Source organism: Pedobacter sp. GW822-FHT03F06 (assembly GCF_058801365.1).
Map to the genome: position 1 here is coordinate 252181 of NZ_JBXANE010000003.1, position 21367 is coordinate 273547.

At 41.1% G+C, this 21367-nt stretch carries 13 protein-coding genes and 2 pseudogenes; 10 read left to right on the top strand and 5 right to left on the bottom strand.

The window, feature by feature from the left end; genetic code table 11:
• Positions 1–166: 166 nt before the first annotated feature.
• The 5 genes from AC1RJ8_RS06550 to AC1RJ8_RS06570 are packed head-to-tail and all read left to right on the top strand — an operon-like array spanning position 167 to position 5469.
• Positions 167–400 carry a MoaD/ThiS family protein gene (locus AC1RJ8_RS06550; RefSeq protein WP_492953073.1) on the top strand — a complete coding sequence of 78 codons (234 nt, stop codon included), beginning with the start codon at positions 167–169 and terminating at the stop codon, positions 398–400.
• Between the two features lie 4 nt (positions 401–404).
• Complete coding sequence (locus AC1RJ8_RS06555) at positions 405–1508, top strand: ThiF family adenylyltransferase (protein WP_492953072.1); 1104 nt, start codon at positions 405–407, stop codon at positions 1506–1508.
• Positions 1505–1951 (top strand): molybdenum cofactor biosynthesis protein MoaE, encoded by a 447-nt coding sequence (locus tag AC1RJ8_RS06560; RefSeq protein ID WP_492953071.1) that lies wholly within the window; start codon positions 1505–1507, stop codon positions 1949–1951. Before AC1RJ8_RS06555 ends, AC1RJ8_RS06560 begins: the two co-directional genes overlap by 4 nt.
• A 1-nt stretch (position 1952) precedes the next feature.
• Entirely contained in the window at positions 1953–2870 is a 918-nt protein-coding gene (gene moaCB / locus AC1RJ8_RS06565) for a bifunctional molybdenum cofactor biosynthesis protein MoaC/MoaB (RefSeq protein WP_492953070.1), read from the top strand.
• A 16-nt stretch (positions 2871–2886) separates the two neighbouring features.
• The gene (locus AC1RJ8_RS06570) at positions 2887–5469 is read left to right on the top strand and encodes a TonB-dependent receptor (RefSeq protein ID WP_492953069.1); all 2583 of its coding nucleotides are present in this window, start codon (positions 2887–2889) and stop codon (positions 5467–5469) included.
• Positions 5470–5648: 179 nt separating this feature from the next.
• Here the strand turns inward: AC1RJ8_RS06570 and AC1RJ8_RS06575 are convergent, their stop codons facing one another.
• On the bottom strand, positions 5649–6131 hold the full coding sequence (locus AC1RJ8_RS06575) for a helix-turn-helix domain-containing protein (protein WP_492953068.1): 483 nt from the start codon (positions 6129–6131) through the stop codon (positions 5649–5651).
• A 2-nt stretch (positions 6132–6133) separates the two neighbouring features.
• A complete protein-coding gene (locus tag AC1RJ8_RS06580; protein WP_492953067.1) occupies positions 6134–6544 on the bottom strand; it encodes a hypothetical protein in 411 nt (136 codons plus the stop codon).
• A 222-nt stretch (positions 6545–6766) separates the two neighbouring features.
• On the opposite strand from AC1RJ8_RS06580, the gene AC1RJ8_RS06585 reads away from it, so the two are divergent.
• The 3 genes and pseudogenes from AC1RJ8_RS06585 (at position 6767) to AC1RJ8_RS06595 (ending at position 11274) form a co-directional block, all read left to right on the top strand.
• Entirely contained in the window at positions 6767–7510 is a 744-nt protein-coding gene (locus AC1RJ8_RS06585) for an SDR family oxidoreductase (protein WP_492953066.1), read from the top strand.
• A 232-nt stretch (positions 7511–7742) separates the two neighbouring features.
• Positions 7743–8634, top strand: a pseudogene (locus AC1RJ8_RS06590) (aldo/keto reductase).
• Positions 8635–9711: 1077 nt separating this feature from the next.
• Positions 9712–11274, top strand: a complete 1563-nt coding sequence (locus AC1RJ8_RS06595) for an efflux RND transporter permease subunit (RefSeq protein WP_492953266.1) — start codon at positions 9712–9714, stop codon at positions 11272–11274.
• A gap of 376 nt (positions 11275–11650) precedes the next feature.
• On the opposite strand, the gene AC1RJ8_RS06600 is transcribed toward AC1RJ8_RS06595, so the two are convergent.
• Positions 11651–14569 (bottom strand): family 78 glycoside hydrolase catalytic domain, encoded by a 2919-nt coding sequence (locus AC1RJ8_RS06600; protein ID WP_492953065.1) that lies wholly within the window; start codon positions 14567–14569, stop codon positions 11651–11653.
• A gap of 157 nt (positions 14570–14726) precedes the next feature.
• Positions 14727–15008 (bottom strand): annotated as a pseudogene (locus AC1RJ8_RS06605) (RagB/SusD family nutrient uptake outer membrane protein); the annotation flags it as partial.
• Between the two features lie 1039 nt (positions 15009–16047).
• On the opposite strand from AC1RJ8_RS06605, the gene AC1RJ8_RS06610 reads away from it, so the two are divergent.
• Together AC1RJ8_RS06610 and AC1RJ8_RS06615 are read left to right on the top strand one after the other, a co-directional pair.
• Complete coding sequence (locus tag AC1RJ8_RS06610) at positions 16048–16647, top strand: DUF4982 domain-containing protein (RefSeq protein ID WP_492953064.1); 600 nt, start codon at positions 16048–16050, stop codon at positions 16645–16647.
• A 691-nt stretch (positions 16648–17338) separates the two neighbouring features.
• Complete coding sequence (locus tag AC1RJ8_RS06615) at positions 17339–18754, top strand: family 43 glycosylhydrolase (RefSeq protein WP_493008040.1); 1416 nt, start codon at positions 17339–17341, stop codon at positions 18752–18754.
• An 868-nt stretch (positions 18755–19622) separates the two neighbouring features.
• Here the strand turns inward: AC1RJ8_RS06615 and AC1RJ8_RS06620 are convergent.
• The gene (locus tag AC1RJ8_RS06620; RefSeq protein ID WP_492953062.1) at positions 19623–21365 is read right to left on the bottom strand and encodes a RagB/SusD family nutrient uptake outer membrane protein; all 1743 of its coding nucleotides are present in this window, start codon (positions 21363–21365) and stop codon (positions 19623–19625) included.
• Positions 21366–21367 lie beyond the last annotated feature (2 nt).

Genomic DNA, 21367 nt, shown 5'->3' on the forward strand with positions numbered 1-21367 from the left:
GAAAGTATATATTGAACAATAGTTGCCTTGGTGAGGCTCAGATTATTTTTTAACAAAGCTTGAAATTTGAGATGGTATTTATGAAAAGTTTCCATCAAGTCTCGCTATCGCAAAGGCAACTAGTTAGTATTTACATTTACCAGTTATAGAATTAAAATTGTAAAATATGGAAATAGAGATTATTAGTTTTGGGCACATTTCTGAATTCATTCCCATTCAGAAAATTGACATCCGCTCAATTGGCGATACCGATGTGCTAAAAAAGCATCTAGAAGAAAGATTTCCCAGATTAAGCGAAGTAAAATATAAAATAGCTGTAAATCAAGATATTATACAATCAAAACAATCACTCGCTAACCACGATATTATTGCCATCATGCCACCTTTTTCCGGAGGATAATAAAATGCTTGGCGAACGATACAATAGACAAATTATTTTACACGGTTTTGGGATAGCTGCTCAGGATTCACTTGCATCTGCAAGCGTTCTGGTCATCGGGGCCGGCGGACTTGGATGCCCTTCCCTACAATATCTCGCCGCCGCAGGCGTGGGCAATATTGGGATAGTGGATGATGATCTAGTTTCCATAACAAATCTCCACAGGCAAATTCTATATAGGCAATCCGATATCGGAAAGCCCAAGGCGCAAACAGCGGCCGCTCGATTGAACGAGGCAAACCCTGAAATCAGTGTTACTGCCTATAATCTGAGACTAAAAAAGGAAAACATTCTAGCCATCTTGAAAGATTACGATTTCATTCTGGATGGCACGGACAACTTTGAATCCAGATACCTTATCAATGATGCCTGTACCCTACTCAAAAAACCACTGGTCTTTGCCGCCGTTTCCGGATTCGAGGGTCAGCTCGCAATTTTCAATATTGCAGAGGAGACGAGAGAAGCGACTAATTATCGTGATCTTTTTCCCATTCCCCCAAAAGCAGGTGAGATTGCCAATTGCGCTGAAAATGGCATTATAGGTGTATTGCCTGGAATTATCGGAACCATGGCCGCAGCGGAGATAATTAAGCTGATCGCCAATATTGGCAGCACATTGATTAATAAACTTTCCCATCTTAATATGCTCACCCTGGCCAGATATGAACTTAATATATCTAAAGGAAAAGATTACAAGCTTCCTGAGACAGAGGAGGATTTCCTAGCCCATCATTATGGAAGTAATTCTTCTGCAAAGGCCGTAAGAGAAATAACCTTTGATAAGGTACTGGAACTGATTGAACTGGGATCTACTTTGATTCTGGACGTTAGGGAAAGGCATGAGCAACCAGATTTACCTGGTTTAGCTGTTAAGAAAATTCCATTATCTGAACTCCCAATATTTTTGGATGGAGATTTGAAGGCAGAGAACATCATCCTCATTTGTCAATATGGAATCAGAAGCCTGGCAGCAGCGGAGATTTTGTTTGAGCGGTATGCAAATACGAAAAATATCTACAGCTTGAAAGGTGGGATTTTTAAACTGGGATCACAACGAGATAGATTATGAAAAATGAAAGAAAAGTTAAAAACGTATTTATTGAAGGACCGATAACTTCGGATTTCATAGCATTGAGCATTGCCAACCATGCTACCAAGACAGGCATCGGAGGGCACAGCATATTTTTGGGGCAGGTTAGACGCGATCAGGTAGATAATCATTTCGTAGCCGCAATCAACTACACCACATACATAGAATTGGCCTTACCAAAAATTGATGAGATTAGGGAGTCGCTATTCCAAAAGTACCCCCTCAACTGCTTGCACGTTTACCACAGCCTCGGCCAGATCCAAGCGGGTGAAATATGCCTTTTCGTATTCACCTCCTCAGCGCACCGAAAACCAGCAATAGATGCCTGTAATGAGCTGGTGGAAAGGATCAAAAAAGATGTACCAATTTGGGGCAAAGAGATATTTGAGGATAATACCCACCAATGGAAAGAAAACATATAACATGGTAAATATCACAAAAAAATCAAATAGTTTAAGAATTGCCATAGCGAGTGCTACAGTGAAGGTTTCCGGACAGGAAACTATAGATGCTATTGTACAGAGAAAAATCCCAAAGGGTGATGTTTTTGAATTTGCGCGTGTAGCGGGGCTGTTTGGCGTCAAGCGTACAAGTGAGGTGATTCCGGACTGTCATCCACTCCCCATCGAATACACCGCGATTAATTATGAGATTGAAGGCCTAAGGATATTGATTTCCGTTGAGGTGCATACCATTTACAAAACCGGAGTAGAGGTTGAAGCCATGCATGGCGCTACGGTTACTGCCCTAACCCTATATGATATGCTCAAACCAGTTGATAAGGGTATAGAAATTGAAAATGTAAGGCTGATAAAAAAGTCAGGTGGAAAATCGGATTTAAAACAATTAAAATTTCCGAATCTCAAAGCTGCAGTGATTGTGTGTTCAGATTCAGTATTTGAAGGTAAGGCAATAGATGTTTCAGGAAAATCTATTATCGAAGGACTTAAAGATTTTGATATTAACTGCGAGCACTACAAAATCCTTCCGGACGAGATAGATGCGATCAGGCAAAATGCGATTGAATTGTCGCAAAGCGGGATTGACTTGTTGATCTTTACCGGAGGAACGGGACTTTCTCCAAGAGATGTTACCCCTGACGCCATTAATCCCTTACTTGATCAAACCATTGGCGGGGTAATGGAAACAGCCAGGAACTACGGTCAGCAGCGCATGCCTTATGCCATGCTATCCAGAGGTGTAGCAGGCTCTATTGGCAATACTTTAGTATTGACTTTCCCAGGCTCGAAAACCGGAGCCGAAGAATACATGGATGCACTTTTTCCACAAATTCTACACCTTTATAAAATTAAGAGCGGGCAGAAGCATTTTAATAACTGAACTACCTAAAATTCTTATGCGCAACCTATCACGCAGATTATTATTGTTAATCCAAGCATCATGTTTATTATCTGGCAGTTTACTGGCCCAGGTAGCAAAGCCAGATAAAAGTACACTGGACACTTTAAAAACTAAAATACTTGGTGAAGTTGTCGTTTCTGCCTCCAGAACTGCTGAAAACATACTAAAAGCACCCGTAAGCATTGAGCTGCTTAAAGCAGACTTTTTTGCAAGGAGTGCCTCGCCCAGTTTTTTTGATGCATTGGAAAATGTCAAAGGCATACAGATGTTAACCCCAAGTATGGGATTTAGGATAATCAATACCAGAGGATTTGCCAACACTACTAACGTTCGGTTTACCCAGATGGTAGACGGCTTTGACAATCAGGCACCTCATATCGGAGCTCCAATCGGGAATGCAATGGGCCCGAGCGATCTTGATATTGAAAAGGTTGAAATCCTCCCGGGAACGGTCTCGGCACTCTATGGTTTAAATGCGATAAATGGTCTAGCTAACTTTATTACCAAAGATCCCTTTACCAGCGAGGGAATAACCTTTCAACAAAAGACAGGCATTACGCACATCAATGATGCAAATTCGCCGGCAAAGCTATTCTCGGAAAGTAATGTTCGGATTGCTCAAAAAATTTCAGAACGTCTGGCCTTTAAGATCAATATCGGTTACATGAAAGGCTTTGACTGGGTGGCCAATAATACGGATGACCTAAATCCGCTTGCAAATGCGGGATTAGGCATTAGCGGGGGAATTCAAAACCCGGCATATGATCCGGTAAGTGGTTACGGAAATGAATCCTCGAACAGGCGAAGAATTACCCTTCAGGGCAGACAATATCAGATATCAAGAACAGGATACCGGGAAAGTGAAATGACTGATTACGATATCAAAAACATCAAGGTGGATCTTGGTCTGAAGTATAAATTATCAACAAGCTCTACCCTAAGCTATAGCTACAGATTTGCACAGATCAACAATGTTTATCAGAGAGCAAACAGATTTGCTTTAAAGGACTATACTCTTCAGCAACACGCGGCAGAATACAAAGGTGGTATCATTCAGGCCAGGGCATTTGTTACAAGCGAAAATACAGGCAGATCATATAACCTTAGATCTGCGGCAGAAAATATGGATAAAAGTTTCAAAAGCGATAATCGATGGTTTGCAGATTACACTTCGGCTTTTAATGGGGCGGTCTCACAAGCCGGAAACACGGTGACCGAGGCTTTCAACATTGCCAGGCAAACTGCTGACCTAGGCCGCCCCCAGCCCGATACAGAGGCATTTAATTCAAAACTTCGCGAACTCTCTGATATCAACAATTGGGATATAGGCGCGGCCTTGAGGGTTAAGGACAAATTGGTCAAGGGAGAAGTCCAGCTTGATTTGTCCGGAGCGATTAATAAAGACTTTATAAGAAACACCGGACTTGAAGTCATTGGAGGTATGGATTACCAGGCCTACCTGATCAATCCTGATGGCAATTATTTTATCAATCCGGTTGCCCAGGATCAGTTCACATCATTTTCTTATGCTAAAACCGGTGCTTTTCTTCAGGCAGGGAAAACACTAGTTAAGGATTTGGTTAAAGTTATCGCAACGATCAGAGCCGACAGGAATGATTATTTCCCTATTACCTACAACCCACGTATTGCGGCTATAATCAGCCCAGGTAATGGTCAAAGTGTACGGTTTTCATTTCAAAGCGGCTCCAGGTTTCCAAGTATATTTGAAGCCTTTTCAAATGTTAACAGTGGTGGGGTGCGAAGAGTTGGGGGACTGAAAATAATGTCGAATGGTGTATTTGAAAATGCTTATCTCAGAAGTTCGATAGACCGGTTTCAAGCGGCAGTAACTGCAGATTTCAATAATGGCATAGCCACCAATACCGGAATAGAACGACAAAAAGGGTTACTCATCAAAAATTATTACAGCTACCTTGATCCGGAAAAAATCAAGTCTTTCGAACTGGGATATAGGGGCATATTTTCTGGATCAAGGTTAAAAGTAGATGCTGATGTTTACTACAATAAGTATAAAAATTTTATTGCCCAAGTAGAGATGAATGTTCCAAATGTGGATAGCCCTGACGCTATTCCTACTGCCCTTAATGATAGAAACAGGCAATCAAGATATAGGCTATATACGAATTCAAGAAGTATTGTATATAATGTGGGCGGAAGTTTGGGCCTCTCTTATCATTTTTTACAGAAGTATCTCATAAGCGGGAACCTAACTTATGCCAATCTGAGTCGAAGCGAGAATACTGATAGTTTTGAGGATGGCTTTAATACGCCCAATTGGATGAGCAATATATCATTGGGTGGTGATCATTTGCTCGGCAGATTAGGTTTCCAGGCAAGTTACCGCCACCAAAGCAGCTATTACTGGCAGTCTTTTTTAGTCAACGGACAGGTTGGTGCTTTTGGAAGCATGGACACTGAAATAAACGCTACGCTACTTGGTGGAAAGCTTGATATAAAAGTTGGTGGCACGAATGTGCTCAATAATTATTATTACTCCTATCTGGGAGGGCCGTCAATTGGAGCAATGTACTACACCACTTTAACATATAAACTATAATCTAAATTAAGAAGGAGAAGAAAGTCCGGACTTAATGAGTCGCCAAAGATCTCACTTCATTCGCTATTATGTGTTCGGAATGTATATATTTCTGATTTTGAGATAAAACCCGAATTTTCCTAACATTAAACAGAACAATTTTTGGTAACTTTCCAGTTCCATTAATAGATTTCCTTGAACTAATTTAACCCCCTATACTCATTAGGCGTCATACCCGTTTTTAATTTAAATAACCTGGTAAAATGCTGTTGATATTTGAATCCCAGATCACCGGCGATCTCTTTGAAGGTTTTTGAATAGTCAAAAATATCAATTTTGGCCTGCTCAATCATCCTGGACTGTATGTAATCCAGTGCTGTGTTACCGGTTTCTTTTTTAATTAAGTCACCAAAATAGTTTGGGGATAGGTGCAATTGCGCTGCACAGTATGCCACACTGGGAAAGCCAAGTTCTAAGGCTTTACCGGAATGAAAGTAATCATCTAAAATATTTTCAAAACGTACAAGTATATCCCTGTTTTCATGGTTCCTAGTAATAAACTGACGATCATAAAAGCGCATGCAGTAATTGAGAAACAGTTCGATATTAGACACAATCAACGTCTTACTATGCTTATCGATATTCTGTTCTATTTCAGAAGAAATTTTCTCCAGTAAACCCACAATTATTTTTTTCTCTTTTTTGGAAATATGGAGCGCTTCATTGACCTGATAAGAAAAAAGTTATAATCTTTGATCCCCTTACTTAAGTTTGTTCCACTGATCAAATCTGGGTGAAAAACCAGTGCATAACCGGATGGAACAATCGCCACGCCATTACTGTCTATTCCATAAACCTGCCCAGGCGATACAAACACCAAAGTACCATCTTCGTAGTCATAGGGCTGGCATCCGTAGGTAATGTCTCCGCAGCTAACCTGTTTAAAGAAAACTGCATAAATACCCATATAGTGCCTATGGCGGATGATAGTCGGGATTTCACTGAAATTGACGACACTTACCAGGGGATGTAGGGTATCTACGCCCACATATTCATTATAACCCCTTACTGTATCTATCTTTTTGAATTCTTCCATAGCCTTGTTTTTTTAAATTTAAATTTAGCTAAAAAAACCCGTGTTAATCAATACTGACCCCCAATCAGTAAAAGTGGTAAAAAATTCCGTATTATATATAAACAGGAAACTCAGTGTAAAGCAGACCTTTGTAAGGTTGGTTGTTTCGAAAAGTTAGAAAAACAGGCACACAAGCAATAGTGTTGGTAGAATAAAGATAATAGTAAGAAAAACAGTATAATTATGGATAATATTAAAGACAAGGTAATCGTTATTACCGGAGCAAGCAGTGGAATGGGTGAAGCGGCAGCAAAGTATCTCGCTCAGCTTGGGGCAACAGTAGTACTTGGCGCAAGAAGATCTGATCGCATCGAAAAGCTAGCTCATGAGATCAATGAAAATCATGGTAAAGCGCTTGCTATTGCTGTGGACGTAACCCAGGCCGACCAGGTAAAAAAATTAGTGGATTCTACGGTAGAAAAATTTGGGCGTGTAGATGTGATACTTAATAACGCAGGTATTATGCCCTTATCGCCGATAGATCGCTTTAATATCAAAGAATGGAATGCAATGATCGATGTAAATATTAAAGGCGTACTAAACGGCATTGCCGCAGTTCTTCCATATATGAAAGCCCAAAAATCCGGTCAGATTATCAACACTTCTTCTGTAGCCGGCCATAAAATATTTCATGGATCTGCGGTCTATTCTGCTACTAAATTTGCTGTTCGGGCATTAACTGAAGGTTTACGTATGGAGGTAAAGCCCTATAATATTCGCACCACAATCGTTTGTCCTGGGGCGGTAAAAACAGAGTTGCTGGAACATATCACTGAGGCAGACATCCAGCAAGCAAATAAAGATTATGTGGGTGAAGTGGGAATTAGTCCAGAAAGTTTCGCACGAGTTGTGGCTTTCGCTATCAGCCAGCCTGATGATGTAGACATTAATGAAGTCATCTTTCGTCCAACTTCGCAGGAACTTTAGATAACATAAGGTAGCAGCGTTGATCCTATTGCATTCACATCGGATTGGCCCGAAGTCCTGATCCGATGTGAATGCATATCAAAGTAGCACCGATAGACAAGTCTATAATAGATACCAATGTTAAATTATGAATAAGCGAAAATTAGGTAGTTGTGGATTAGAAGTGTCCGCATTAGGTTTGGGATGCATGGGAATGAGCTTTGGGTATGGGCCTACGGGCGAGAAGACGGAGATGATCAAGTTGATTCGTGCTGCAGTTGAAAAAGGTGTTACCTTTTTTGATACAGCAGAAGTTTATGGTCCGTTCACCAATGAGGAGCTCCTGGGCGAAGCCCTTGCCCCCTTTTGGCGAAAAAGTTGTCATTGCCACAAAATTCGGATGGAAGCATGGCGGTGAAGGACCTTCTAGCTTCAACGGTCTGGACAGTCGCCCCGAGACAATAAAGAATGTAGTGGAAGGATCTTTGAAGCGGCTTAAAAGGGAGGCTATCGATTTGTATTATCAGCATCGCGTGGATCCCAACGTACCTATAGAGGAAACTGCGGGAGCAGTTAAGCAACTGATTGACGAGGGAAAAGTCAAATATTTTGGACTTTCAGAAGCCAATGCACTAAACATCCGAAAGGCGCATGCAGAACAACCTGTTTCTGCCTTGCAGAGTGAATATTCACTATGGTGGAGAGCACCGGAAGAATCTATTCTACCTGTATTGGAGGAGTTAGGTATAGGCTTTGTACCATATAGTCCGTTAGGAAAAGGTTTTTTGACCGGCCAAATCAATACAAAAACAGAATTTGATTCCACGGATTTCCGCAATACCCTGCCACGGTTCCAAAAAGAAGCCAGGGATGCAAACCAAATTATAGTAGATTTGGTGAACAGCATCGCTGCAGAAAAGCAGGCAACGCCTGCACAGATAGCCTTGGGATGGTTGCTAGCCCAAAAGCCCTGGATTGTACCCATACCGGGAACAATAAAGGTGCACCGTCTGGAAGAAAACCTGAGGGCCTCCAGTATTGAGCTGAAGGTAACGGAATTGCAACATATTAATGATGCAGCTTCGCGCATCAAATTAATTGGTGATCGATATCCTGCAAGTGCGCAAAAGTCAATAAATCAGTAGTAAACAAGGGCCTATGCAAACTTCGTCTTATTGATTTGCCAGAAATAAGAGCACCTTCATAGGAAGATCCCAATAACCTACTTGTGTCATATCAAATGTAGGAACCGGATCCTGGATGAGTGTTGTTAGAATGGTCATTGGTGCCAACGCAACCACAGTCCAGTAAATTTTTATATGCTTTTCTGACTTCCTCATCGACTCCGAGTCGGTTTTTCGACCATGAATTCAATGGCAGATACTGCCGATGATAAATCACGCGACTTTACCCCACTATCCGTGCGTCACCGTAGCCACAGCACAGCGGTGATGGGAATATGTGGCAGAGAAGCTAGATTCTTTAAGGCAAATCCATTTTTATACAATTATCAACTTAATTGCCAGATCAGTTGATTTTCCGAGCTGAACAGCAATCAAAGGAGAAGGTCTTTAAACAATTCCATTGGGTATTATCGAACAGGTCTCTATGTGCTTTTGCAAGTTTGCAGGAATACTTACAGATACATACAGGCTGCTTTCTGTCAAAAGATCGCCATTGGATTGGTTACCTGAAAAACTAATCTAACTAAACCTGCATTCTCTAAATATTTCAACATTCAGAAACGTCGGCCTTCACCGATTTTGTCTTCCGACACCACAATAGAACAGGCCAAACATTTATTACTTTTTGGGAGCAATGCCAACTAAACCTGCTATAGTCTAGGATTGGAATGCCTTTCATGCTTCAACATAATCTACAAGAAAATTGACGGAAGTACCCCCTTCAAAATTTTAAAAAAAAGTTTGGTCAACAGAGATTAGCATTTGGTGAATATGAACTTAATTTATAGCCTTAGAAAACAGTAATTTGAAAAGCACCAAAAATAAGTTTTAGTGAATAAGGATCAATGGCAATAAGTTAGATTGATCAAGCATCGCTTCGGATTCTAACAGGCGCCTGGTTGTTCCTCGGCAAGTCAGGCAGGTAACAGTCCGTCCCCCACTCTCCTCCTAAGACAAGAAAATTAAAATATTTCCGATCCCTTACCCCCGGTCCACCCCATTTGTCGCCTTATAGCTATAAACTCATTTATTTGATGTATAAAAGAATCACAAACCCATTTTTATCGTGGCATTATGCCGTTGGCGTTAAAGTGGCCAAAAGTAACGATCAGTATTTCGATTGCATTGAGCGTATTGGCCTTTTTACTCTTCCCACTGGCAGGGTTTAAACTTTTCCCTACCTCAGAAAAGCCGATGTTTCTGATCAATATTAAAATGCCGCTACAGGCAAATATCCCAGAAAGCGATAAAGCTGCAAAGCTGGCGGAAATGGAACTTAAAAAGCATAAGGAAATCGTTTATTACACCTCAAATGTAGGAAAAGGTAATCCACAGATCTATTACAACGTGCATCAGCAGGATATAAAACCGGATTTTGCACAGATTTTTGTGCAATTGGAAGAAGAGACAAGCCCAAATGACAAAACTGAACTGATCAAAACGCTCAGAAGCAAATTAACTGATTTCCCCTATGCAAAAATAGAGGTGAAGGATTTTGAACAGGGTACTCCGATAGAGGCGAATATCGTGGTCAGGATTTTTGGAGAGAATCAGGATACCCTGCGATCGCTCTCGTTCAAAGTGGAGGAACTGTTACGTAAACACCCAGGTACTTTTTTCATCAACAATGAACTCAATGCCTATAAATCAGATGTAAAAATCAAGATTGATAAGGAAAAGGCACGGACATTAGGCGTACTGTCCAGCGACATTGACAAGGTGATCAGGTTGGCTGTTGCCGGACTGACTGTTGGGGATTACATTGATGACCGGGGTGATTCGAGGAATGTGGTGATCACCATTCCACGTGATAAGTTTTCAAATCTAAATGCATTGAAGAACCTTTATGTGAACAATTTCCAGGGTGCACCAATTCAGATCGATCAGATTGCAACCATTGCGCTGGAAACCTCCCCCACTGCAATTAACCATTTCAATAAATCACGGTTTGCAAAGGTTACCTCGCTCACTAAGGATAATGTTTTGGCGAACGATATTCTCAAGGATATTGTGCCCGAACTCAACAAGTTAAAAATGCCCAAGGGATATTATTATAAATTATCTGGGGAGGCTGAATCGGAAGGTGATGCGCTAGGCGGAAATTTCCTTTCGGTGATTATCCTCAGTACCTTCCTGTTTATCGCTGTGCTACTGCTACAGTTTAAGACATTTAAAGGAATCATTATCGTTTTGTCAATTATTCCATTGGGCGTTTTGGGCGGGGTGATATTTCTGCTGATGACAGGAAATCCGATGTCGCTGGTATCTATCATTGGTTTCATTGGTTTATCGGGCATACAGGTAAAGAATTCGCTGTTATTGGTTGATTTTACCAACCAATTGCGGGAAGATGGAAAAAGCATAGATGAGGCGATCCATATTGCCGGTGAAACCAGGTTCCTACCTGTTGTACTTACTTCTATTACGGCCATTTGTGGTCTGATCCCGATTGCCATGAATCCCAATCCGCAGATAGCGCCACTTGCCATTGTATTGATTGGGGGTCTGATCAGCTCTACCATATTATCAAGGATCGTTACACCGGTGATGTATAAGCTCATCCCTCCTCAAATAAATGAAACCAAGGATGATTCGCAATAAATTGCAGGAAATTTTACTTAACCTTAAATTGTTTTTGGTTGAACAAGTAAACAGGATTTTAAAAAGTTGAACGGCAGAAGCTTCATAAGTCGAACTTTTAAGGAAGTATCGGCTTATGATGGCCTAAGCGGTGAGCGGGGTAAAACGTTCGACCAAGCATAATAACATGCCACTGAACTAACCTACAGTGAGCTGCAACAGCGCAGTAATGAACCTTAATCATAAAAACCAAATCATTTAGGACTAAGTTATCTGCTGTTTTTACTTTTATCAACATTGATGGCGCTTTATTAAAACTTCCCTTAGCTTTCATCCTCCAAAATGCCGATGTTGAAAGCAATACGTCTTGCGGAGTTAAGCTGGCCGGCAGAACCATTTATTTATGATAGGAGGATCGAAAAGTATAGCTACCGGATGCAACCTGGTAGACCGCATAACCATTTTGATATGCTATGAATTTTACACAGGGTGATTCAGATGCTTTTCTGCCACTTTCAGTTATTTCTCCTATACCTGAAAAGGGTACATGTATACTCGCAATTGTATTAGGAGGGATGGTAACATTTAAGGTGAAAAGATCTTCATTTCGTCGCCAATCAGAGGAAACCGCGCCGCGAATGCTTTTGTAGCTTCCCTTTACCCACTTCAAATCACCTGCCGGTGAGGGTTTTACGATTATTCTTTGGTAGCCCGGGCCTCGGTCATCTTCACTGATTCCAGCCAGTCCATGGAAAAACCACTCATTAATCTGACCGGACATGAAATGATTTTGTGAGCCGAAATCGCCTACGCCTGCATCCCACTTTTCTGTCAGCGCAGTTGCGCCCATTTTCAGTTGATAGCCATAACCTGGCCTGTCTGACTGGTTGTTCATATCATAAATTACATCAGAGTATCCCTCCCTGTCTAATGCTCCCAGCAGAAAACGGTAACCCACCTCACCTGAATTAAAAGAATTCCCTTGCCTGCGGATATCTGCAACCAGAAGTTGAATGAGCGGTTTCCGCTGGCTACTATCTGCTATTCCCAAAAAAACCGGCATCGCATAGGTGGTGTTCGATCCGGTCGCGTATCGTTTTTCCTTGCTGTTGTAAAATTCCTTATTAAAAGATTGCCTGATAAGCTCACTTTTCTTCATATAAGCGATCGAATCTTGCTTAAATCCGAGTACACCGGCCATTCTCCCCATTAGCTGGGTATCATAAAAGTAAATGGCAGTTGCAGTAAAACTCACCGGCGTTAGCTGAGAGCCCCAGGCGGGTTTAGGTCCGATGTCATACCAATCCCCCAGACCGGTGTAAATCAGGTTGTTTTCCCCGGTTGATTCTAAGAAACCTACATATCGTTTCATTCTCTGATAATAGGTTTTTATCAGCGACACATCCCCATTAAAAAGGTACTGCTGCCATGGCACAATGATAAACGAACTCCCCCACTCCGGCGAGTTTCTAAAACCATTATTGATATCACGACTGGCATAGAAAAATTCAGGGGCAATATTTGGAATCAATCCGTTTGCAAGCTGGCTGTCAGACATATCATTCATAACTTTGCGAAACAGGGGCATCAGGTCAAAGTTATACCTCAAAGAGGGGCCGTTCAGGTGGTACTGTTCGAGCCAGCCCTGTTTTTCCCTCTGCGGACAATCGGTCATTATGCTCATCATGTTGCTTCTCTGGGCCCAGCGCACCAGGCTATAAATCTTGTTAAAAAGATCATTTGATGACGAAAAATTACCAATGGCTTCTGCCGATGAGTGAACGACAACTCCAGAAAGTTTCTCTACTACAGGCAACTCTTTCTCATCGATAGCTGGAAAAGTTTCTACCTGAAGGTATCGAGCGCCCTGGTAAAAAAACTTTGGAAAATACTGTTCAGTTTTTGTTGAGCCTATGGTGTATTGCCACCATGCCGGACGAACGCCGTCCTGGGTTGAGGAAGTTCTGTCTACTGTTCCGTCAGGCTTGAGTAATTCTGCGGGAATTATTCTGACAAAGGAACCTTTATTACCTTTAACACTTATCCTTGGCATCACGGATGCGTTCTGTCCAAGGTCGTAAACCCATTTGTTTGCTGAGAGCCTGGTAATTTTCAATGGCTTTAATTCCTGAATGATTTTTATTGGCGCGGAAGAACAGGACAGACCTTTCAGCTCGCCCCCCGGAGCGGTTGAAAGAATAGCATTGACCCACTTATCTGTTGGCAAAAACTTATCGGTGTCCCAACCGGGCTGTAGCAGGCGAACATCATAATCTTCTCCGCCATATAGATTTGAGTATGTTATCGGCCCGGGTGAGACCGTCCATGACTGATCAGTTCCGATAAGTTCCGTTGTACCATCTGCGTATTCCAAACGTAGTGTGGCATTGGCTTTGAGCGGGCCGTAAGAATTGAGAAATTTCACATATCTGATAGAATCGGCCTGGATATTATACATTCCGTTTCCTAAAATAATGCCAATAGCATTATTACCGTTTTTCAATTCCTTACTGATGTCAAAAGTATCATAGAGGGTCGTTTTAGTGTAATCTGTCCAACCTGGCGAGAGGATATTGTCACCAATCTTCTTTCCGTTCACGCTTAGTTCGTATTGGCCCAAGCCGCTGATATGGAAAATAGCCCTGGTTGGCTTAGCTTTAACTTTAAGAGATTTTCGCAGCAGCATTGATGAAAAATTTAAGTCTGAGGGTTTTGGACCTTCGGCTCGATACTCAGGCAAGTCCCGTTTGAGGCTAAAGTCTGATTTTGCGGATTTGTACTGATGGGCATATTTTTCGGCACCTTTTGCCGAAATCCATTTGCCCTTCCAATCCTGGCTGTCCATTATCCCTGTGATAAAAAAAGCCGTTGGGCTATAATTTGAGACAATACCGCGCTCATCCCAAATTCTTACCCTCCACCAATATTTTGTACTGGACTTAAGCCGCTTTCCGGAAAAATTGATATTGTTCATCCGGGATGAATTCACTTTTCCGGAATTCCAGACTTCTGCGATTCCCTGCTCAAGTTGTTTTGGGTTTTGAGAAACAAATATCTGGTAGGCTTGTTGAAAAACCCCTCTGTTGGTTGACGGAGTTTTTATTGTCCAGCTCAAGACAGGCTGAAAGACATCTACTCCCATTGGGGACTGGAAGTGCTCGCATTTAAGTTCTATAGGAAGAGATTTGCTGCCAATTTTTATTTTTCCCTGTACTGGATTAAGCAGGCAAAAAAATAAAACGACACATAATTTGCAAGATAAGCACTGTAGTGTTTTTTTCAATAAGACATTTGTTTTCCAGGTTATCGATTTCATACTTCGGTTTTAGTTTTCTTATTGTGTCAAATTAGAAAAAATTAATATTATTTGGCTTGGGAAAAATCGAACTTCAAAAAGCACTTAACTTGTTTTTTTTCTAAATATTAAAAAAACAGGCAGCTAATTTAGTTAAATAGTCTACCGGTAAATTAGATTAGAAAAATGGGCTCAACACCGCCTCCGATGCCGGCAGCAGACAAAAGGTATTAATCGTTATAAATGCTGCCGGGGCAAAAGTCATACCGATAGGGAGATAGTATGCCGATGGATTGGCTTTTACCCTTTGCCCGTATGCGCCCATCACTTGGCCAGCTGTAACGGTTCTTACCAGATCCAGCCACCTTTTATTTTCAAATGCAAGTTCTACCCTACGCTCACTGATGATTGCATCGCGCACACCACTTTGCCCAACCGCGGTACTTTCGGCCAGTCCGGCATGGGCACGAACCTAATTCAAATAACCCAATCCTTCTATAGCCTTATTTTGTTCGTTTAACGCCTACGCAATAAACAGCAAAGTTTCTGTAAAACGACACACAGGCCAATTGTCATCAGTAGAAACCTCAAAGTCGCACTCCACTTGAATAAAGTCATGCATTTTCCATTTGGGATAGCCCTGAAAATTCTGTTACGAATAGATTAAAATAAATAAAACTTTACAGACCCGGTTGATTTTATAGACTTTCTCTTGTCCCGCAAATCGAAAAAAAGATTCTGGATACACTCTTCAATAAATTCGCCATCCCTAATTATTCTTACTCTGTAACGGTACAACAGAGAAGAAAAAATGGCCATCAGTGAAGAAAAAGCTTTCTCATCACTGCCTTTCATTTTCTCCCATAATGCCACTACCTTTATATTAAAAATAAATTCCTGCGGATTCACTGTCGATTTTAATTTGGTTATGACTAAGCTGCAGGATATGCGACACAAGAATAACAAAAAAAAAGCAGAGTTAGATTATTATTTGAACGCATGAACCTATGATTTACAATTTAGCTGAGAATTAAAATCAAACCAGTTATTCAGTCTCAATGTCAATGTTGCCTGAGCGAGATAAGACAAAATTTCACAGGTCCTTACAGATTCCATTTTTGCAGAAAATTGACGAAATGATAAATGGGGAATGGTTTGCACAAGCAGCTATACTAAATTATGTTTTGGTATGTAATCATAAGTAGTACCGGGAGCTACCGGTAGAATATTTGCAAAATGATTTTTTTTCATTAACATTGGCATATAGAATATCCTTAGGAGCATTCAGGATTGTTTGAGCAATGTGTTACCGTGTCCTGCAATCAAATCCGAAAAATCTTTGTCAACCCCGGCCTGTCAAGAAATCTATCTGTAACGAAATTACGCAACAATCTAAAATATGGTTGTGCTCACAGATGATCGGGCTAATGTTAAGCAGCATAATATGGTAGACTTAGGAGAAGGAACCTGATGGATATTATGGGAAAATCAATGAGACTTTGTGGTCGGTAGGGCCGACTTGGGAAAGCTGGACCTGGCCAGGATATTATGGAAAGCCCATCGAGGTGGAAGTGTATTCCAGATATCCAAAAGTCAGGCTATATTTAAACGGCAAATTAATTGAGGAGAAAAGGTCCGGTGAGTCCGAAGCATTTAAAACCGTTTTCACTCTTCCTTATCACCCTGGACAGATTAAAGTATTGGGATTTTCTAAAGATGGAAAGTCTCGCGAAACTGTTATGTTAAATACGGCCGGAGCTGCTAAAAAAATATCACTTGTTGCAGATCGTAAAAAAATTTCGGCAGATGGCCAGGATCTGTGCTACGTGAGTGTGGAAATTCAGGACGCGAAGGGCATACATCAATCCAATGCAGAAAACCTGCTAAAATTTGATCTTGAAGGTCCGGGTGAGATCATTGGTGTGGATAATGCTAACTTAAAAGACCTGACTTCTTATAAAGCCCATGTGCGCAATGCTTGGAAGGGGCGGGTGTTGGTGATTATTAGAAGCTTCAAAAGGCCAGGAAAAATGAAATTAAGAGTGAGTGGAGATGGCATCAACTCTGCCGGAGCGGTCATAGAATCGATATTGCTATAATTGAGGTGGTAAAGGAAAGCGCCTTTTAACGAAAAGTAACTGTAAATGAGAAATGAGTACATATACACAAACTCTTTCAATCTGTGATATTTTTTCTTAAAATTTAGTTCGAGTTGATTATAATTCTATTAAGAAACCTATTACCGGATTCCAGACAAATAAAATATTCATGATAGGCTCAGTTGCCTGACTGTAAAGTAATTAAGATTTATCGAAACCAACTTTTATAAAAGTTTACACTTGTAAGTATGATTTACCTGATGCTTAATGTATCAAGTGATCTTAAAGATTTTTTTGCCAATTTATATCTATAAAGAAACATAGCCACCCAATAGGAGCATTTACTTACATCGTTACCACTAAATATCCGGATAACAAGCTCAGGGCTTGGTTAAGCGAAAATGCAGGCTGCTTTTCTGACCAAAGATAAAGGATGATTTTTGAATTTCCACGCGCTCCCTGGTGAATTCTGAAGTACTCTTCCATACATTACGAGCGTACGCGATGCGTGAAAATGACCATATAGATATGCGATTTTATCCCCCCTAAAATTTAAGAAAATCTTTCAATTTGCAGAATAATAAGGGCGCAGGAACATACGATTTAAGTAAGTTGTACCCCGAAAAAAATTCTAACCAAAATTTAAAAAATCATTATGAGAAATTACTATCCTTATCAGGGAAAGATGGCCATGCTACAGATTTTTTTGTGCCTGCTCATTTTCACGAGCTGTAAAAAATCCACGACAGAACAAACTGAAACAACCTCAACGTTCAAAAATCCAGTGGACAATAAGAAAGCATTATCCAATGTACAAGGAGATGTGAATGTGCATGATCCCTGCGTCTTCAGGGTTGGCTCAACAACTTACTGTTTTTCTACCGGACCATCAATTAGAATTCGCAAAACAACTGATCCGTCAATGGAAACCGGATGGAGCTATGTAGGATACGTCTGGACTACACAACCAGCTTGGATAGCAGAGCGGCTTGGCGCAACTCCTCCTGATATATGGGCACCAGATGTTAATTTTTGGAATGGAAAATTCTATTTATATTATGCAGCCTCTATCGTGGGTAATGGATTAAAGGCAACTATGGGGCTAATGACAGCGACCAATATAGAGGGTCCATGGACGGATGAGGGTGAAGTGACCAATCAAAATTACCCAATAGACCCAGACCTTCAATGGGTTGGTGCGCAACCATATATGACATGGGGATCATGGGGAGGAACCTACATTGCAAAAGTAGATCCTGCTACAGGCAAGTTATCAACCACCGATACCAATATCATTAAAATTGCGAGCGGAATTGAAGCCCCTTCAATTGTTCAAAACGGAGGGTATTTTTATCTTATGGGATCGAAAGGCACGTGTTGCAGCGGTGTGAACAGTACATATTATACTTCAGTCGGAAGGTCAAGTAGCATATTAGGACCTTATGTAGATGCCAGCGGAAAAACAATGCTCAGTGGCGGCGGGACAACAATCTTAACAGGTATGGGAAATGAAATCGGAACAGGTGGGGGAGATTGGTTTTCGGTAGGCTCAATTAAATACTTCGGCTATCACTTTTATGACGGGGACCAAAATGGCCGGGCAACACTGGACATTCGACAGATTAATTTTTCCGGGGGATGGCCGGTTCTCGCCCCCCCTATCGGTGGGATAGAATCCGGTGCTACTTACAATATAATCAACACGTATAGTAAAAAAGGAGTGACGATACCAAACTCATCAATAGAAAACAATACGATTATCCAACAATATGATTACTCCGGGACTTCGAATCAGAAATATGTAATTACGGATTTAGCCAACGGCTATTACAGGATATCTCCGGCCTACCAAACCACGCTTGCGCTCGATGGTGCCGGTACAAACGATGGGGCACGTGTGCAAATATATGCTTGGTGGGGCGGCAACAACCAGCAGTGGCAAATTACTCCATCAGGTTCTCAATATAGAATTACAAACCGGGCAAGCGGCAAAGTCTTGGATGTTCCCTCATATTCCACGTCCAATAATATTGAAATCGACCAGTACACCTGGAATGGTGGATCAAATCAACTGTTTTCTATTTTCAGGCTAAAACCAGTTCAATAGAACTTTCACCGTAAACACTGAATATCAACTTGCTTTAGGGGATTGCTTAAAAGAGCAGTCCCCTAAAACATTTCCGGCCAACAGCTATTGAAATCAGAAATAAGATAGATTAGCCTAAAGATTCAAATTTCTATCTTATTTGGGCCCTGATCACTTAAACTTGAATTGATATATGGCAAGGTGTTAAGAGTACTTAACCATCGAAATCACATAATTGATAAGTTTCGGATGATCGGTTATCCTTTTCAAACAGCTATTTAGCTTTACTGAAGTTTTGGTGTAATACCAGGAGACCTCATCTTAAATTCACCAAACCTCATTTCAAGGCTGTTTCAAATGTCAAATTAACCCGACTTTATAGCTGCGGCGATTTACCTTAACCATCATTGATAATTCAAAATTTAGAACTTCTGAAACTTTCAGATCATTGTCTGGCTAGTGAACCTATCTTTACCTACAATGTTGGTATCCTATGTTTTAAGCCTAATAAAAAAACGCCATTCCTTTCGGAATGACGTGCAAACTAACCTAGTGACTTATTTATTTTAACCGTAGAAAAATCAAAAGTGTAAACATAGTTCAATAAAGCTAAGGGCATCCTACAAGACCGTTCAAAGCACAACCCTGGTGCTTAGCTTAAATATTTACCATTCATCTTGAAGTTACATTTGACAAAAACTATCAAAAGGTTAGGTATGAGGTTCGAAATAGTATTCCGTGTCCCAATTACATATTTTTTAATCCGCTTCGGGTTGATGAACATGCATATTACTATTGAAAAGGCTGCATTAAGATTATTTATTTTAATATATTTTGCCAGTCCCTTAAGTTTTAATCTTGCACTGATATCGAAAATCAGTGCAAAATGTTAATACCCGGGATTTTGCAAGAATGACGGCAATTTTAAAATCTCGCTCTGTGGAATAGGCATAAGGTAATTTGCAGGACGAAAGCTGTGCCTACGGATGGAGTTAGCAACATTATAGTTATATGATGTGGGATCCAACGAGGTTGAGGCAGTTCCTGCTTTAGGCGTTATCAACATAATCTTATTGAACTGATTTTCGGTTACTTCAGCAATCTTCCAGCGTCGTTCATCAAAAAACCTCATATCTTCGAAAGCCATTTCTGTACGTCTTTCTTTTTGAATCACCAAGCGAAGTTCGTCTTGCGTAATACCCTGTTTAATGCCGTAGCGCAAATCAGTGCCAGGCAAAATTCCTGCACGTGCTCTAATTTTGAAAAGATTGTTTAACGCTTCTGCAAGTTGTCCCGATTCATTTAGCGCTTCAGCGTAATTCAAGATGATTTCAGCATATCTTATTAATGGATAACCTCTATCTACATTGGCCGAGCTACCTGCCGCCACGTTAACATCACACATCTTTCTTCCATAATAACCGGTTGTAGTTGCTATTCCTGTTCCATCTGCAGGTGCATTTACGTAAGTAAAAACAGGGGTTTGCGCACCGGCATTATTTGCATACAATGAGCCATTAAAGATGACTGTATATGCAAATCGCGGATCACGGTTTGCATAAGGGCTGGCCGGATTGTAACCTGATGTTGGATCAGTAATCTGCTTGCCATTCCTCATATCAAATGCTTCGACAAGACTATGAGAAGGGAAACTATTGAAAGCCCCGGAGCGCGATGGAGGGCCGAAATGAAACTCAAAATCCCGGTTTGGAGCCTGCGTAAAGGTAAAGATCAATTCATCATTTTTTCTTGCCAGAAAACAGCTATAAAACCCAAAACCCGGAGCAGTTGTATTGTCTACTATCAAACTATACTTGTTCATATCAATAACCTCTTTAGCCGCCTGGGCTGCCCTTGTCCAACGGTTTGCGTCATAGGTAGGATAAGCAATAACCGATGCAATAGGTCCAGATTTTTCAATCCCACCCCCGTTGAACAATGGGCTTGCAGCGGTTAACAGCACCCTTGATTTCAGCGCAAGGCACATTCCCCTGGTAATGCGGCCATAATCCTGATCCAGTCGATCTAAAGGTAAGATTGCCGCCGCCGCGTCCAATTCGCTAACAATATAATCTACACATCGCTCATATGTGCTTCTCGGTACATCAATAATGTCATTATTGCCATAAGTCTGATCTCCAAGGATTGCTATTCCCCCGAAAGTTCTCACCAGATAATGATAGTACCAGGCTCTTAAAAACCTGGCCTCGGCTGCGGCAGTTCTTTGGGTTGACGGACTTAAAGGCGTCGAGGGCAACTTTTGTAAAAACAGATTTACGGCCCGGATCTGAAGATATGGCTGGATATACATGTCTGTAGTGGTTCCTTTGACCACGTTAAGTGGGCTTACGTTGCCGGAATAAATAATCACCGCCTGCTGACCGGCCCCGCTAAATTTATACTCGGCATCATCAGTAGCGATATCTAAATTGCCATGGCTGTCCCAGCGTCCTTTATTAAAAGAAAATCCACGCCCGGCATAAATTCCATTTAAGAAGCCAAGTGTCCGTACACTGTCACTGAATACAACTGTTGCATCTTGCCCCGCGTTGGCCTGATCAAGATAACTCGTTGCTTTCTTGCAGGAATATAATCCTGTTAGTAGGAGCATAATAAAAAAATATTTCTTCATTG

Bases quoted from the DNA above. Each gene is read 5' to 3' on its own strand.
- AC1RJ8_RS06550 (WP_492953073.1), top strand. From the start codon at position 167: ATGGAAATAGAGATTATTAGTTTTGGGCACATTTCTGAATTCATTCCC.
- AC1RJ8_RS06555 (WP_492953072.1), top strand. From the start codon at position 405: ATGCTTGGCGAACGATACAATAGACAAATTATTTTACACGGTTTTGGG.
- AC1RJ8_RS06560 (WP_492953071.1), top strand. From the start codon at position 1,505: ATGAAAAATGAAAGAAAAGTTAAAAACGTATTTATTGAAGGACCGATA.
- moaCB (WP_492953070.1), top strand. From the start codon at position 1,953: ATGGTAAATATCACAAAAAAATCAAATAGTTTAAGAATTGCCATAGCG.
- AC1RJ8_RS06570 (WP_492953069.1), top strand. From the start codon at position 2,887: ATGCGCAACCTATCACGCAGATTATTATTGTTAATCCAAGCATCATGT.
- AC1RJ8_RS06580 (WP_492953067.1), bottom strand. From the start codon at position 6,544: ATGGAAGAATTCAAAAAGATAGATACAGTAAGGGGTTATAATGAATAT.
- AC1RJ8_RS06585 (WP_492953066.1), top strand. From the start codon at position 6,767: ATGGATAATATTAAAGACAAGGTAATCGTTATTACCGGAGCAAGCAGT.
- AC1RJ8_RS06600 (WP_492953065.1), bottom strand. From the start codon at position 14,569: ATGAAATCGATAACCTGGAAAACAAATGTCTTATTGAAAAAAACACTA.
- AC1RJ8_RS06615 (WP_493008040.1), top strand. From the start codon at position 17,339: ATGCTACAGATTTTTTTGTGCCTGCTCATTTTCACGAGCTGTAAAAAA.
- AC1RJ8_RS06620 (WP_492953062.1), bottom strand. From the start codon at position 21,365: ATGAAGAAATATTTTTTTATTATGCTCCTACTAACAGGATTATATTCC.